General features: G+C 60.3%; 13 protein-coding genes. 5 read left to right on the plus strand and 8 right to left on the minus strand.

Going from position 1 to position 14,491, the window contains the following annotated elements:
- Positions 1 to 241 precede the first annotated feature (241 nt).
- A complete protein-coding gene (locus FE851_RS19245) occupies positions 242 to 439 on the plus strand; it encodes a hypothetical protein (RefSeq protein WP_145206083.1) in 198 nt (65 codons plus the stop codon).
- Positions 440 to 553: 114 nt separating this feature from the next.
- Here FE851_RS19245 and FE851_RS19250 read toward each other — a convergent pair whose 3' ends face one another.
- Both FE851_RS19250 and FE851_RS19255 read right to left on the minus strand, forming a co-directional pair.
- Complete coding sequence (locus tag FE851_RS19250; RefSeq protein WP_145206086.1) at positions 554 to 1,378, minus strand: SDR family NAD(P)-dependent oxidoreductase; 825 nt, start codon at positions 1,376 to 1,378, stop codon at positions 554 to 556.
- A 46-nt stretch (positions 1,379 to 1,424) separates the two neighbouring features.
- A complete protein-coding gene (locus FE851_RS19255) occupies positions 1,425 to 2,312 on the minus strand; it encodes an SDR family oxidoreductase (RefSeq protein ID WP_145206090.1) in 888 nt (295 codons plus the stop codon).
- 227 nt (positions 2,313 to 2,539) lie between these two features.
- Here FE851_RS19255 and FE851_RS19260 point away from each other — a divergent pair, with 227 nt between their 5' ends.
- Together FE851_RS19260 and FE851_RS19265 are read left to right on the plus strand one after the other, a co-directional pair.
- Positions 2,540 to 3,736, plus strand: coding sequence for an acyl-CoA dehydrogenase family protein (locus FE851_RS19260; RefSeq protein ID WP_145206092.1), 1,197 nt, complete (start codon positions 2,540 to 2,542; stop codon positions 3,734 to 3,736).
- Between the two features lie 91 nt (positions 3,737 to 3,827).
- Complete coding sequence (locus tag FE851_RS19265) at positions 3,828 to 5,033, plus strand: alpha-hydroxy acid oxidase (protein WP_145206095.1); 1,206 nt, start codon at positions 3,828 to 3,830, stop codon at positions 5,031 to 5,033.
- 379 nt (positions 5,034 to 5,412) lie between these two features.
- On the opposite strand, the gene FE851_RS19270 is transcribed toward FE851_RS19265, so the two are convergent.
- The 3 genes from FE851_RS19270 to FE851_RS19280 all read right to left on the minus strand — a co-directional run bounded on the left by FE851_RS19270 (position 5,413) and on the right by FE851_RS19280 (position 9,369).
- Positions 5,413 to 6,306 carry a cyclase family protein gene (locus FE851_RS19270; RefSeq protein ID WP_186378920.1) on the minus strand — a complete coding sequence of 298 codons (894 nt, stop codon included), beginning with the start codon at positions 6,304 to 6,306 and terminating at the stop codon, positions 5,413 to 5,415.
- Between the two features lie 170 nt (positions 6,307 to 6,476).
- A complete protein-coding gene (locus FE851_RS19275) occupies positions 6,477 to 7,970 on the minus strand; it encodes an aldehyde dehydrogenase family protein (RefSeq protein ID WP_222422977.1) in 1,494 nt (497 codons plus the stop codon).
- 220 nt (positions 7,971 to 8,190) lie between these two features.
- Positions 8,191 to 9,369 carry a cytochrome P450 gene (locus FE851_RS19280; RefSeq protein WP_186378921.1) on the minus strand — a complete coding sequence of 393 codons (1,179 nt, stop codon included), beginning with the start codon at positions 9,367 to 9,369 and terminating at the stop codon, positions 8,191 to 8,193.
- 353 nt (positions 9,370 to 9,722) lie between these two features.
- On the opposite strand from FE851_RS19280, the gene FE851_RS19285 reads away from it, so the two are divergent.
- Positions 9,723 to 11,078 (plus strand): MFS transporter, encoded by a 1,356-nt coding sequence (locus FE851_RS19285; RefSeq protein WP_261371133.1) that lies wholly within the window; start codon positions 9,723 to 9,725, stop codon positions 11,076 to 11,078.
- A 476-nt stretch (positions 11,079 to 11,554) separates the two neighbouring features.
- Here the strand turns inward: FE851_RS19285 and FE851_RS19290 are convergent, their stop codons facing one another.
- From FE851_RS19290 to FE851_RS19300, 3 genes are read right to left on the minus strand one after another with little or no spacing between them, the layout of a single operon-like run.
- Positions 11,555 to 13,003, minus strand: a complete 1,449-nt coding sequence (locus FE851_RS19290; protein WP_186378950.1) for an NAD-dependent succinate-semialdehyde dehydrogenase — start codon at positions 13,001 to 13,003, stop codon at positions 11,555 to 11,557.
- Positions 13,000 to 13,755, minus strand: a complete 756-nt coding sequence (locus tag FE851_RS19295) for an SDR family NAD(P)-dependent oxidoreductase (RefSeq protein WP_145206111.1) — start codon at positions 13,753 to 13,755, stop codon at positions 13,000 to 13,002. Before FE851_RS19295 ends, FE851_RS19290 begins: the two co-directional genes overlap by 4 nt.
- A gap of 13 nt (positions 13,756 to 13,768) precedes the next feature.
- Complete coding sequence (locus FE851_RS19300; RefSeq protein ID WP_145206113.1) at positions 13,769 to 13,987, minus strand: hypothetical protein; 219 nt, start codon at positions 13,985 to 13,987, stop codon at positions 13,769 to 13,771.
- Here FE851_RS19300 and FE851_RS19305 point away from each other — a divergent pair.
- Entirely contained in the window at positions 13,986 to 14,252 is a 267-nt protein-coding gene (locus FE851_RS19305) for a hypothetical protein (RefSeq protein WP_145206116.1), read from the plus strand. The two genes, FE851_RS19300 and FE851_RS19305, sit on opposite strands and share 2 nt — an antisense overlap.
- Positions 14,253 to 14,491: the final 239 nt, after the last annotated feature.

The raw sequence follows: 14,491 nt of genomic DNA on the forward strand, positions 1-14,491 counted from the left end.
TGCGGATGATCGACGCGGAATATCGACGGCTGCAATCATGGGCGGCATCGCATTTGCCGTGTCGAAGAAGCTAACGATCAGGTCGTTGATAACGTCACTTTGGACTTGAACCATGTGATCAAAAAATTTGCGGTAGGCATCATGTAGAGGCGCATCGACCGATTGGGACAGGGTTTTGAAGGTTTCTACTACCGTGCCCCGAAAAGTTGGATGCCTCCTGCGCCAAGAAAAAGGAGCCGCTTTGAAAGACGACTTCGATGTCGCCATGGTTGATTACGATCCATGTGCCATCGCAACTGCCGCGCGAAGGCCAGGGCCACTAGAAGATCGGCGAAAAATCCTTGTAGATGTCCATTATGGCAATCAACGGTTCGAACAGCTGATTGAGATTTTCAGTCCAACTTGGAGACATGATCGGGTGGGGCAGGAGCAGGAATGATCTGCTCGGCTGTGGTTCGGAGAGCCTCTTTAACGGACGACATTTTTTGATCTCTAGATCGCAACCCCACGATTTCACCCCGCCCGAGTTCCGCCATCACTCGATGAATGCCGATTACGGCCTCAGCCCGAAAGGTTGCGGCCCGGCATCGGCACGGTCGAGCGCATCGCGCACGCCGTCGATCCCAGGTGTCGTCCTGGAGGTCATTTCCGCATAGCGGAAGGGCAGCGTCCAAGCGATTTCCATGCCGCAGGCCCGGATGCATTGACCGTTGACGTCCGCTGAACGATCGCTGAGCAAATAGGTGGCGACCGGCGCGACCTGTTCAACCGTCTCTTCCGTGCGCAGGTTCATCCGGGTTGCCGCGCGCGGGCCAAGCGCATTGACCCTTACTCCATCCGCCTGCAATTCCAGCGCCCATGTGTAGGTGAGGGACAGCAGCGCTGCCTTGGTGGCTCCATAAGCCCCTCTTCCCGCAAGGCCAAATGCCGCGCTGGACGCGACGTTGACGATGCTTCCCCGCCCTGCTGTACGCATATGGGGCGTCACCGCGGCCGCGCAGTTGATAGCACCCATGAGGTTGACGCTGACCAGCCTTTGCGCCTCGGCGGCGTCCTCCTCCCAGATCGACCGGATGTAGAAGATCGCCGCATTGTTGATCAGCCCATCGATCCGGCCGAACCGTTCCATGCACAGGCTGGCGAGTGCCTGGGCGTTATCGGCCTCAGCTACCGACAGGCCGCACGCGATGGCGCTGCCTCCGTCGGCGCAGATGGCTGCCGCAACGGCCTTAGCTTCCACCAGATCGACATCGTCCACCACCACATCCGCGCCACACCACGCGGCATGGCGGGCGAAGGCCGCCCCCAGTCCCCTCCCGGCGCCCGTCACGATCACAGCTTTTCCGGTTAGAAGATTGCGGTCGGTGTCTTCAAGCATAACGTTCCTCAACTCCTTTGGACCAAGACAGGATGATCGCCGAATATCAGTAATCGAGCTTTTTCTTGAACGGCGTCAGCTGGATTTCATGGCTCCAGCATGACGGATCCTGTATATGCAAATAATAAATGGCCTCCGCGATCTTGGTTGGATCGAGTAGCGGGCCGGACAGGTTGGCGGGCTGCGCCGTCTGCCCGCCGCTTGCCGCCTTCTGCGCCAGCGCCCTGACGCCCGGCGCATCGATGCCGCCGTCGATCACGATGTTGGCGGCATGCACGCCATATTCGGAATATTCATCAGTCAGCGCCTGTGCGAGCGACCGCATCATGACGCGCGGATAATAGAGCGAGGATCCGGTGTTGCGCTTGCGGCCGCGCAGACATTCCTTGTTATTGGAGAAGAAAAGCGACCCGCTCCCCCGCTCTCGCATGGCGGGCAGCACTTCCTTGGCGACAAGGAAAGGCGCACGCGCAGCCAGCTGCAACGCCGTATCGAACATATCGAGCGGGAAATATTCCAGCAGTTCCTGTTCCTTGGGCAGAGAGCGGCCTTCGCTGTACCCCGGATTGTAAAGGACGAAATCCGGGTCCCCCGCTGTTTCGCGGATGGTCTGGAAGGCCGAAACGATGGATGCGTGCGATCCAAGGTCAAGCTCGACGATCATCCCCTCGCCACCATGATCCTCAATCGCCTGTTTCAGCCCCTCCGCATTGGCGGCGGTGCGGGTCGTCATCACGACGAAAAAGCCTTCGCGTGCAAATTTCTGCGCGACAGCCCCGCCCACGCCCCAGCGGATTCCGACCGGCATGTCGCTATCGTCGACGCCGTCCGCGCCATGCGCCCTTTTGGTATCCGGTCCATCGGATTGCCATTTCGACGTGGCGCCGATCACGACCGCTAGCGGCTTTCCGTTCGCATTGGCTTTCTGACTCATTCCCTTACACTCCCTCCGGGATATCGATCGATGGCAAGGATACCCAAGATATCGCTCCGGCCTTCTTTTTCTCCAGCAGCAGCGGCGCAAACGACCGCCAACGGTCCCTGCGCCACATCGCAAGGCGTCGATCCTTTGACCGGCAAGTGCCGGGAATCCACCATTGGCCGCGGCATTCACCCGGCCGAAAAATGGGATAGTGAAGTTGGAACGCGATTTTTGGCGGTTTGGCCGCATTCGCCTGTCTAGCTCTTGCGGATCGGCGAACGGCATCCCCTTCCCAAAGACCAAAATGCCGAGTTACCCTTTATCGAAGAGCACGCGACATCATGCTAGACTTGGGCTTCACCCCGACACAAACCCGAATGATCGAAGACCTCAAGGAATTGGCGACCGGCCTGCGCGATTACGCCAGCGAGGCGGAAGATTCCGGCTCGGTGCCGTCCACGGTGCGGTCCGAACTGACAAGGTTCGGCCTGCCCGGAGCGGACGGCTTTGCCGAGGGCGTCGGCGATCCGGTCGCCTTCTGCCTCGCGGCGGAATCCATGGCCTGGGCCGACGCGGGTATTGCCTATGCATGGCTGGCATCCCGGCAGGTGGCGTGGATCATAGCGGCCTGCGGTACCGATGAACAGAAGGCAAAATGGCTGCCCCGTTTCGCGAGTGATCCGTTTCTACCCGCCAGCCTCTATATGTATGAAGGCCGCGGCATCGCCCCTTCGGAAAGCCAGACCGAAATTCGCAGGCATGGCAACCAGTTGCTGGTCAACGGCTATAAATCGCCGGTCATGTACCCCCGCACGGCCGTCGTGTCGGTCATCGTTGGGCGGGATGAGGACGGCGGGCTGACCGCTGTCATTGCCGAGAACCCGGGCGAAGCCGTGATATTCTCGAGCGAGGAAAGTGGGCGGCGCATCGGCATGACCGCTTGCCCTTCTGCTATCGAGGCACGGATCTCAGACCTTGTCGTGCCCGCTGATGCAGCCCTGCATTCCCAAGGTTTGTTGAAGGCATTGACGACATGCCGCATGGTTCATGCCGCCATTTGCGTGGGCACGGCCGCCGCAGCCACGCGCTATGCCGGCGATTACGCGCGAGAACGAGAGGCATTTGGCAAGCCGATCATCGGTTTCCAGGGTGTCTCCTTCACCTTGACGGACCTTTACATGGAAGCGGAGGCCCTGCGCCTCAGCCTGCTCGACGTGGCGACCGCCGATATCGACGAAGAGCGGCGAGAACAGCGCGCAAATGACATCATCTCCTCAGCCAATCAGCTGATCGCGCATTGCGGCCGCGAAGGCGTGCAGATCATGGGTGCGGCAGGAATCGTCAAAGATCGGCCGCAGGAGCGGGTTTACCGTAACGCTGCTGTTCTTGCCTCCATCGATTTTGATCCACTCAATTCGCCGCTCGTGGTGAGATAGGGATCGGGCGAGATCGCTAGCGGAATAAATGACATGGCCTGCCTGATGTTACGGATCTCGGCAGTCCGGCTTGGAACGGCGGAAAGCATCAATGTGGGATAGGCATCTTGTTTCGCGGGCATGGTCGATCGCGGAGCTGCGTCGTCTGGCGAAGAGGCGTCTGCCGAGGGGCATATTCGACTTCTTCGATGGCGGCGCGGAAGACGAGCTGAGCCTGAACGACAATATTCAGGCGTTCCAGCGTCTGAAGCTCATTCCCCGGCCCTTGGTGGATGTCTCCAGCATCGATCTTTCCACTCTCTTATTGGGCCGCAGGTCGAGCCTGCCGGTCGCCATCGCCCCCACGGGGGGGCCAGGATTTGGCCGTCACGGCAGCGACGTGGCAATAGCACGGGCGGCCGTGGAGGCAGGCATACCCTATACTCTGTCGACATCGGCAACTGCCTCCATCGAACGCATCGCTCGGGAAGCGCCGGGCGGACGGTTGTGGTTCCAAGCCTATATACTGAAGAACCGGGAATTTCTGGCCGGCCTTCTCAATCGCGCCCTTGCGGCCGATTATGACGCCTTGATGATCACGGTCGATCTGCCCGTCGGCGGCAAGAGAGAGCGCGACGCCGGCAACCGGATATCCTTTCCCTTTCAGTTCACCGCACGGCATTTTCGGGATTTCGCTTTCAATGTCCGCTGGCTGGCGGGAATGGCGCGGTACGGAATGCCGATGGTGGAAAATCTGATCGGCATGGAAACGCAGGCAACTAATGCCGGGCGGATCGCTTCATCCGTCGGCAGAAGCTATGATCCCTCTTTTGACTGGGACCGGCTCAAACGCATGCGGGATGAATGGCCGCGCCGCATGATCGTGAAGGGGATATTGCACCCAATGGATGCCGACCGGCTGACATCCATTGGGATAGACGCGATTGTCGTTTCCAACCATGGCGGGCGCCAGCTGGACGGAGCAATAGCGCCGATCGACGCGTTGCCCGCGATCGTCGAAGCGGTCGGCGGACGGGCGGAGGTCTGGGTCGACGGCGGGGTCCGCCGGGGCAGCGACATCGCAAAGGCCTGCGCGCTGGGCGCGAACGCCGTCATGGTCGGCAGGGCGACCCTGTTCGGGGCGTTTGCAGGGCTGGAAGCCGGCGCGTCCCGCGCGCTCACCATTCTTACCGACGAACTGGAACGCACGATGCAGCTGTGCGGCGCCCGGTCGATTGGCGAGATTGACCGGGGACTATTGCACGAATCATCCGTCCCGGCTTCGGCAGTCAGAAGGCCATTTAAAGAAGCTCGCTGAAAATGACCAACTGTCCCAGTCCCCAGCTGCTCCAGCCGATGCCATCAACGCTTGTGAACTTCCAGCAACAAAACGAGGGAATTCCGCGCCATGGCCATCACTGGCGCACTGATGTTCCCCGACACAAGGTCCGGGCGCATTTTCGGTCTCACCCAGTGCTTGATCTTCAAACGTCCTGAAATATACGGCCGTCTAGGCCCATGACCAGCCGGGTTTGCCGAGCGTGACGAGGCGATCACAATCATCTGTTGATCGCGCGCCCGGTCCATAATGTCGAGGGAGCGCCCCACCGATAACCATCGCCTCTTGCGACAACAAAGCCTGTTTCGCGGATTTTCCGAAAGCCGGTCGGTCAGAGCGCAGCCTGCCGCCCCCAGCGCTAGAAAATGGCTATGGGGTTGATCGGTGAACCGGTCGCTCCCTGAATTAGAAGCGGCGCTACAACGATCTGGAAAGTCCAGCGGTCGAGTTCGGCGCATGTCTTCGCCGCCCTTTCAAGGTCGAGATTGTCCATCAACTGCATGCCCATGCCCACAAGGCAAAGCTCATGGATCGGGTTGGTCCAGATCGCTTGGGCATCGGGCGGCATGACATCGTTCGGCCCGTCGCCACCAAGCAGGGCGACTTCGCGTTCATGCAGCCATCCGCCGACATGCGGATGCAATCCGGCGATTTTGCCATCGCCCCGGCCCGGCCGCACGTCCCGCCCGATACGCACGGTCAGGATGTCGCCCTTCCCCACGGTAACGCCCAGCCTGCGCTCAGCAGTCTCCAGATCCTCCACGGTAATCGGCCGACTGGGTTCGATATAGTCCATCTCCAGCGCTAGCGGCATGTCCAGCAATACGCCACGGCCCACAATGCCGTCCCTGGATTCCATCACGCTGTTGCTGATCGCCCCGCGGCTTCTGACGTCGCTCGCTGGACGGCCGTTATACATCCGCCCTTCGCGGAAGATGTGGCACAGGGCGTCGAGATGTGTGCAGACCAGCCCATGAAAAGCAACCCCGATATAGTCGAACGTCGCTTCCATATTCGGAATGTGGGGGGCGTGGCGGTCTTCACCGGTGACCATCATGAAGTGCTGCGCCGGTCGCGGATTTTCCGTGCCTGGCTGGGTTGGAAACGGGCGCGAGAGGCTGATCGAGCGCCCTTCCTTTACCAGAGCGGCGGCGCGCGCTATCTCACCAGGACCAATATGGTTGAGCGTACCGCGCTGATCTTCCTTCCCCCATCTGCCCCAGTTGCAGACCTTATCAAACAACGCCGTCATTTCTTCGTCATGGGCAGAGGGCTCCCCTGCCCCACCCCCAGTCGCAGCGACGCCGGTGAGACTGCAGCAGTCGCAGGTCCAAAGGTCGATGGTGTTCATAGACATCCTCTTGTCGAAGCGATCGGTCCGACCGCGATAATGATCCGTTACGCTGGCCGTCTAAAACGCGGTCAGTCCGTTTTGATCCACACTGCTTTCACGTTCAAATACTCGTCGATATGCTGGCTGCCAGACTCCCGCCCGTAGCCGCTTTGCTTGTATCCCCCGAACGGCACCGCCGGGTCCATCGCCTGATAGCAGTTGACCCAGACCGATCCCGCCCGGATCGCCTTGGCCAGTCTATGCGCCTTTCCAAGGTCGCGGGTCCAAACGCCGCTGCCCAAGCCGAAAGATGTGGCGTTGCCGCGCTCGACCACCTCGTCAATGTCCTTGAATGGTATCGCCGAGATCACCGGGCCGAAAATTTCCTCTCGTGCGATCCGCATGTCGTCCCGCACATCGGCGAACACCGTCGGGGACACGAAATGGCCGTCTTCATATCCGCTCTCGACCAGTCGCCGTCCGCCAGTCAGGCAGCGCGCACCTTGTTCCACCCCTACATCCAGATAGCCTACGACTTTCTCCAGTTGATCGCCAGATACCAAAGGACCGACCTGCGTTTCGCTGTCTGCGCCCTTGCCCACTTTCAGCTGCTCGGCGAATTGCGCGACCCGGCTGACGAATTCCTCGTAGATGCCCTGCTCCACGAAGAGCCTGGTTCCGGCGCTGCAAATCTGGCCCGAATTGGAAAAGACCGCCATCGCTGCGCCAGGCACCGCCGCGTCGAGATCGGCGTCGGAGAAGACTATATCGGGCGATTTGCCGCCCAGTTCGAGCGAAAGGCGTTTTAGGTTGCCGGCCGATCCCTCCACGATCTTTCTCCCGGTCGCTTCCGAACCGGTGAACGCCACCTTGTCCACATCCATATGCCTGGCCAGCGCCGACCCTGCGGTCGCGCCAAAGCCGGGAACGACGTTGATCACGCCAGGCGGTACGCCCGCTTCCAAACACAATTCGCCCAACCGCAACGGCGTCAAGGGGGCCAGTTCGGACGGTTTGAGCACGACGGTGCAGCCAGTGGCGAGAGCGGGACCGATTTTCCAGATGCTGGCAGTCAAGGGGCTGTTCCACGGGATGATCGCCCCGACCACGCCGACCGGCTCCTTGAGAGTGTAAGAGAAATAATCGCCCCCCAACGAATTGGGAATGGTCTCCCCGCACTTCGTAACCGCTTGGCTGGCATAATAGCGCAACATGCCCAGAACGCGGTGCCGACTGGCGCGGGTGCGGCTTATCGGAGCACCCATGTCGAACGTATCGAGCGCCGCCAGCTCCTCGAAATTGCGGTCGATCAGGTCGGCCAGTCGAAGCAGTACCATCTGCCGATCAGCCGGGGTCCACTTGTTCCAGGGCCCGTTGAACGCCTGGCGAGCCGCCGTCACCGCCCTGTCAATGTCAGCGCTGTCGCCTTCTGCCACCTGCGCCAGCACTTCGCCCGTGGCGGGGTCGCTCGTTTCGAAGGTCTTGCCCGATGCCGCCTCGACCCACTGACCGTTGATCAGCAGCCGTTTCCGCTTGCCATCGATGAAATCGGGGCGGACTGCGCCGGCATTGTCCATCACCATCAGCTTCGATCTCCTCATGCGACGCCGATCGGCGACGGCAATAGCCGTCCGCATCGATGGCGGATGCGTTTTCAGTCTAGACAGCCGACAGCGCCTTACCCGCCAATGACAGGATCTGGTAAAACGATAAATCCGCCCAGCCGATCGACCCGAAGTTACTGGCGACGCCTGAGCTGAACGCTTTGGAAGACCGGCCCCTAACATCGCACGCGCGCCTGCATCAATCCCAACGCAGATCGAGACGGTCGATCCCGAACGTGATCCCGCCATGCATGCGGGCGGTCGAAGGATTCCCCAACCGGAAAGGCGGCAGGCGGGTGAGCATCTGGTCATAGGCGCATTGGATTTCGCGCCGCGCTAGATTGTGGCCGATGCAGAAATGGGGTCCGAACGAAAAGGTCATGTGGCGCTTGTTCGCCCTATCGATATTCAGAACGTCGGCATTCTGATGCTCCCGCCCGTCCCGGTTCGCGACGGCCCAGATCAGGGAAATCCAGTCCCCCTTTTTAATCTCGACACCTTCGATCTCCGTATCCGCCGTCGCCCGGCGGCTGTTCACAGACTGCCCATTGAACCGCAGCATTTCCTCGATCGCCTTGGGGATATCCTCAGGCCGAGCGCGCAGCCGTCGCTGGAGGGTGGGATACCGCGCGAGGTGATAAAATTGAAATGTCAGCGCGGCGGTTACCGAATCGAGGCCACCCAGAAAAAGCAGTGTCAGCAACCCCAGCAGTTCATCGTTGCTGAGTTCTTTGCCATCGATCTGGGAATGGACAAGGGACGATGTCATGTCGTCTTGGGGCGCAGTACGTCTGGCCGCGATCATATCGCGGAGATAGTTCGTGATGGAACGCACGCACTCGGCGCGCACCCGGGCGCTATCTGAATGGATCAGCTTGGAACTCCAAGATCGAAACATCGGGGCCAGATCTTGTGGCCATCCCATCAAATCCAGAAAAATCGCAACGGGCAGGTGCTCCGCGAAATCGGTCTTGAACTCGCAACCTTTCTTATCAATGAATTGATCAACCAGCTTACTGGCATGCCGCTTCGCCTTTTCGCCGAGCTTGGCTACCGATGCCGGGGAAAACCAGGGGCTGATAAGCTTGCGAAGTTTCGCATGATCGGGAGGATCGACCTCGAGCGGAGCCAGGCTCCAATTCTCGCCTATGAGCTCGGCAAAGCCCGATTGCCCCTTGCTTGCGAACAGGGCCGGGTTGCCGGCAATCCTGCGCATGATGTCGGCGCGGGTCGGCACCCAGCTTTGGCCAAACATCGGGTTGCAAAGGGTGTAAACAAGAGGCTGCTCTTCAGACAAAATCGAACTGGCCAATTCAAAGGGCTCGTCGGCAAACCAGTCGAGCGAGCGGATGAGGTGAGCGGGGACATGATCAGCCATCGGGCGCCCCAGGCAGTCTTGCCCGTTCTCGCATGTCATTTCTTGATCCATGTGCCGCCGACACCTTACCATTGCTGCAGTTTCTTGTGAGAATAGACAGCCGATGTGGGTCAGACCGCCGACAGGTGTTTTAAAAACTGGCTCGCCGGCTTTGCGCAGTGGGTATTCTCACTACTCAATCCTCGCTTGCCTTTCATGGAGGCTTGGTCAAGTTCGGCTGTCCTACGCACTGGCGGGACGCGCGCAAAAGCGCCCCCCTGAGGACAGGAGAGACAGGCCGGTGACAATGATGACGCAATCCTCCGGATCGCCAAGATCTGACGCCTACCCGACGCTAGCGGGGAGTTGACTTGATGCATGCTAGCCTAGACGTCACCGCTGAATCGTCTTCGACCTCAGCACCTGTTGTAACGACGCCGCGCAGTTGGGCGTCACTAATCGTGTTAATGTTCGCAGCGGCGACGCTCTACCTCAATCAGCAACTGCTCAGTCTCCTCATCACACCGATCCAAGCCGATTTGACGCTGAGCGACACGCAAATCAGCACCTTGATCGGATTTGCATTCGCCATAACATTCGCCCTAGCCGGCTTTCCTCTTGGCCGGATGGTCGATCGCTTGCCGCGATTTCGCCTTATCGCCACTGGCATCGTCTTTTGGAGTCTGGCTACGGCGCTTTGCGCGAGCATCACGAGCTACTGGCAGCTGTTTCTGCTCCGAATGGCGGTCGGCATAGGCGAAGCTGTGCTCGGACCCGCTGCCTATTCTCTGATGCCCGATCTGTTTCCACCCCGGCGTCTTGGATTGACCATCGGCCTGTTCACTCTGGCAATGCTGAGCGGTGCGGGCCTCGCCATGGCGCTTGGCGGCAAAATAATTGGCGTCCTGTCCGTTTCCCACATGATCGATATGCCGATTTTAGGGCCACTTGAGCCATGGCGCGTTACTTTTCTCATCATCGGTGTACCAAGTGTCCTGGTCGGCGTCTGGGCCGCCTTTACGCCAGAGCCGCTGCGCCATGGTGCGGTTGCGAGCGAAAGTCCGTCTATCAGGGAGACGCTAGACTATCTGCGCACGCACTCCCGGTGCATAGCCAATCTGATTCTTGCGTGGGGGCTGTTATCTATCCCTACTCTTGCGATGTTGACATGGACCCCCACATTCCTGATGCGCGTGTTCGGCTGGAATACCGAGCAGGCTGGCCTGGGATATGGCGTGACGCTTTTCCTGAGTGCCACTGGCGTCCTCGCCGGCGGAGCGTTGAGCGACAGGGCGAGAGCCTATCGCCCGAACGGCCGTCTCTTGCTGATGATGGGAGCCGCGCTTCTGGCCATTCCGGTGTTCGCGTCGATCTTTCTAGCCAGAACCGGCGTGGAGGCCCTCATACTGATCGGGCTAGGCGGCTTCCTTGTGAATGCCGGCAATGCGTCTGTCCCCCCCGCTTTGCAGGAGGCTGTGCCAAACAGGATGCGCGGCCTGTCGAGCGGTATCGGCCTGGCAACCGCGACTTTCCTCGGATTGACATTGGGGCCGTCGTCCGTCGCGGTGGTCAACGACTATATTCTGCACGACCATAGCAAGATCGGCCTGTCGCTTTCCTTCGTACTTCCAATCGGTGCGTTGGTCTCCATCATCTTTGCGTTCTTTGCGTGGCGCAACTATTCGCAGACATACTTGGCTGCGCAAGCCTGGCACTCCGCCAAGCGGTGATGAAGCCTGAAATATTTGGGATGATCAAACAGGCGCTCGTTGTTCGCCGCTCTTCGCTTTGAACGGAACGTTTGGGGTCACGTTGAGCTTTTGCATCAAGGAAGTGTGACCCTCGATGATACCTGGCCTTGAGGACCAGATTCTTCGGTACAGCGATGAGCGGTGCGTGCGGAGAGCGCGCGGCGTAAGATGCAGCGCCCGCAGCCGATGAAGCTCTTGCGATTTCACTGTTCCCAAGCAGCTGTTCGCGACCGGCGGGGTGCAGGTGACCCGGCGGAACCGGCAAGGAGACAAATCCAGCCAGTGAAGCAGTCTGCTCAGCAGCGATAGTAAGCGTTAAGGCATCCGTCACTTTGAGTGGATTGGGTGAACGCCCGCGGCTGGCCTTGGGCGTCCGGGCAGCGCTAGCGTCGAATTCCGTTAAGCTGCTCTGTTTCGCGGGCGGGCCTGGGGGCCTACCCATGCCGAACCGACCGTCAGGCGGTCAGTTCGGAGATGAACTTCACGGTTGTATAGGCATCGAATGTCTCAGTCCCGCCTTCACTGCCGACCCCGCTATCCTTGACACCGCCGAGCGGCGTTTCCGGGAGCGCGATGCCGAAGTGATTGACACTCACCATGCCCGCTTCAATCCCGTAGGTGGCGCGGTGATTGATCTCCAGCGACCGCGTGAACACGTAGGAAGCCAACCCGAACGGCAGCGCGTTCGCCAGCGTCAGCGCCTCGTCGGTTGTCTGGAACGTGGTGATCGGAACGACCGGGCCAAACGGTTCCTCGTTCATGATCTTAGCCGACAGCGGCACGTCGGTCAGGACGGTGGGCGGGAAGAAATGTCCCGCCCCATCATGCGAAACGCCGCCCGAGGCGAGGATGCTGCCCACGGCGACGGCGTCGCTGACCAGGTCTTCCATCGCCTCAACCCGCCGACGGTTGGTCAACGGCCCCATGGTGGTTTTCGGATCGAGGCCGTCGCCGACGACCAGCTTCTCATTGGCGGCGATGAATTTTTCGGTAAATTCGCGCGCGACATCGGCATGGACGAAGAAGCGGCTCGGCGCCATGCACACCTGACCCGCGTTGCGCGCCTTGAGGACGCTCAGATAGGCGGCAGTGCGATCGATATCGGCGTCGGCGAATACGAGCACCGGTGCATGACCGCCCAGTTCCATCGTCACCCGCTTCATATGCTCGCCCGCCAGCGCGCCGAGTTGCTTGCCGATGGGAACAGATCCGGTGAATGAAATCTTGCGCACTGCGGGGGTTTCGATCAAGTAGCGCGAAATACTGTTCGATGGTCCCCAGACGAGATTGAGGCAGCCGGGTGGCAGCCCTGCCTCGTCGAACAGGCGGACCAGCGCGACGACGGCGCTGGGCGCATCATGGGCGGGCTTGAGGATGACGGTGCAGCCCGATCCCAAGGCTGCCGAAATCTTTCGCAACGCCTGATTGAACGGAAAATTCCACGGCGTGAATGCCGCGCAGACGCCGACTGGCTGACGAATGACGGTCTGGCGCACATTGCGATCGCGCGGAGGGATCACCCTTCCGTAAATCCGTCTACATTCTTCGGCATGCCATTCGGCATGTTCGGCCGCGTTGAACACTTCGGCATAGGCCTCCGCCAGCGGCTTGCCCTGATCGAGCGTAAGATCGCGGGCAATATCCTGCGCGCGTTCGCGGATAAGCTCCGCGACCCGCCGCAATATCTTGCCACGTTCGAGCGGAGAGATCCATCGCCATGTCTCGAACGCGCGACTGGCCGACGCTATGGCCTTGTCCATATCCTCTGTCCGGGCGTGCGGCAAACGGCCCAGCACGCTGCCGTCGGCAGGGTTGATGACCTCGTTCCCATCGCGCGCCTCGGCGCCGATGAAAACCCCGTCGATATACAGAGCCAGGTCGGCATAGGGCTTGACCTCGCTCACAGGAACACCCCGCCACCATCGACCGCGAGGGTTTGGCCCGTGATGAAAGAAGCGCCTTCGCTTGCCAGAAACAAGGCGGCACCGACCAGATCCTGGGGCAGCTGGTCGCGTTGGATGCATCGACTGGTGCGCCGGGCAGCGTCGCCCATAACATTTTCCATCCCGCTCGCCAGCACGCCCTCGCTCAGGGTGAAGCCCGGAGCAATCGCGTTGACGGTCACATTCGTGGACCCCAGCTCTCGCGCAAGCGAGCGGGTGAACGCGATCACCGCACCCTTGCTGGCCGTATAATGCTGCATATTGGGCGTACCCTTGATAGGCGAGGTCGATGCCACATTGATGATACGACCACCGCCCGCCTCGCGATAGCTAGGCATCACCGCCTTGGCGCAAAGGAAAGGCCCAAGGGTGTTAACCTCCATCACTTTCATCCATTCAGCAGGTTCGATCTGTTCGAAGTCCTTCAGCGCGAGAGTGGTGAACAACCCGGCATTGTTGATCAGGACGTCGATACGGCCGAAACGGTCCAACGCCGCCCTCGCCATGGCTTTAGTATCCGCCGCACTCGTCACGTCGACGGAAACGCCGATGGCGTCAGCGCTGGTTTCCCTTAGCCGTGCAGCCGCTTCCTCGCCGCCTCGAATATCCGCGATGACAACGGCGTAGCCTTCCTTCGCGAGGCCCTGGGAAAAGGCGAAGCCGATGCCGCTCGCCCCGCCCGTTACGATCGCCACTCTGCTCTGACTGCTCATATCTTCTTCCAACCTAGATTTGATTTGCAGGGATTTTGGCCATGATGTCCCGATCGGGCATGGTCAGCTGACAACTGAGGCACTTGGTGGAAGTGCGGCTTCCCGTAACGCAACCCAGCATTTCATCCTCCACCTCTCCTATGAGCGGGAACAGCGCGGAAAAGCATTTTCCGACATAGGCATGGCGGGTGGCGCCCATCGCTGCTCCTTCGTATTCCGCGACGATGCCCATGTGCCTGGCCGTCAAGGCCGTTCGCGCCAGATTGGCGCTGATCAGCGCTTATGGTCTGCACATCTTCATGACCCGCGAACCCATAGGCGTTGCAGATGCTAAACCGGATGATCCCGGCTGCATCCCGAATTCCCTCATGATCCTTGCAGAGCTGAGCCAGGAAGACCTCGGTATAGCCGTCGACGTCGATGATCGGCGCAATATCCTCCCTCATCCAAGACGGATGATTGCGGCCCCGGACCTGCTGGGGAACTTGTGCGCCTGAACCCATGCCCAATCTCGACCACCCTTGGGAAAACGCGAATCCCGCAATGGCCGTCCAAAGCTCCACGAGACGGCCCTGAATGATGTTCTGGCCGACGATCGCGTCATCGCCGGACTGGTTGCAGACGGTACCGAAGGCCGCCACGCAAACGTCTGACCGATCGATACGCCCAACCCGCTAATCGAAGACCGGCGATTTTCTTGGCCGGAACGCGCGCCGACTTCTTGATCGGGCGCAAT

The organism is Sphingobium sp. B2, from assembly GCF_007693735.1.
In the GTDB taxonomy this organism is placed as follows: domain Bacteria; phylum Pseudomonadota; class Alphaproteobacteria; order Sphingomonadales; family Sphingomonadaceae; genus Sphingobium; species Sphingobium xenophagum.

Coding starts and splice junctions, on each gene's coding strand:
- FE851_RS19250 (WP_145206086.1), bottom strand. CDS start 1,378: ATGCTTGAAGACACCGACCGCAATCTTCTAACCGGAAAAGCTGTGATC.
- FE851_RS19255 (WP_145206090.1), bottom strand. CDS start 2,312: ATGAGTCAGAAAGCCAATGCGAACGGAAAGCCGCTAGCGGTCGTGATC.
- FE851_RS19265 (WP_145206095.1), top strand. CDS start 3,828: ATGTGGGATAGGCATCTTGTTTCGCGGGCATGGTCGATCGCGGAGCTG.
- FE851_RS19270 (WP_186378920.1), bottom strand. CDS start 6,306: ATGACGGCGTTGTTTGATAAGGTCTGCAACTGGGGCAGATGGGGGAAG.
- FE851_RS19275 (WP_222422977.1), bottom strand. CDS start 7,970: ATGGTGATGGACAATGCCGGCGCAGTCCGCCCCGATTTCATCGATGGC.
- FE851_RS19280 (WP_186378921.1), bottom strand. CDS start 9,369: ATGGCTGATCATGTCCCCGCTCACCTCATCCGCTCGCTCGACTGGTTT.
- FE851_RS19285 (WP_261371133.1), top strand. CDS start 9,723: ATGCATGCTAGCCTAGACGTCACCGCTGAATCGTCTTCGACCTCAGCA.
- FE851_RS19295 (WP_145206111.1), bottom strand. CDS start 13,755: ATGAGCAGTCAGAGCAGAGTGGCGATCGTAACGGGCGGGGCGAGCGGC.
- FE851_RS19305 (WP_145206116.1), top strand. CDS start 13,986: ATGTGCCTGGCCGTCAAGGCCGTTCGCGCCAGATTGGCGCTGATCAGC.
- FE851_RS19300 (WP_145206113.1), bottom strand. CDS start 13,987: ATGGGCATCGTCGCGGAATACGAAGGAGCAGCGATGGGCGCCACCCGC.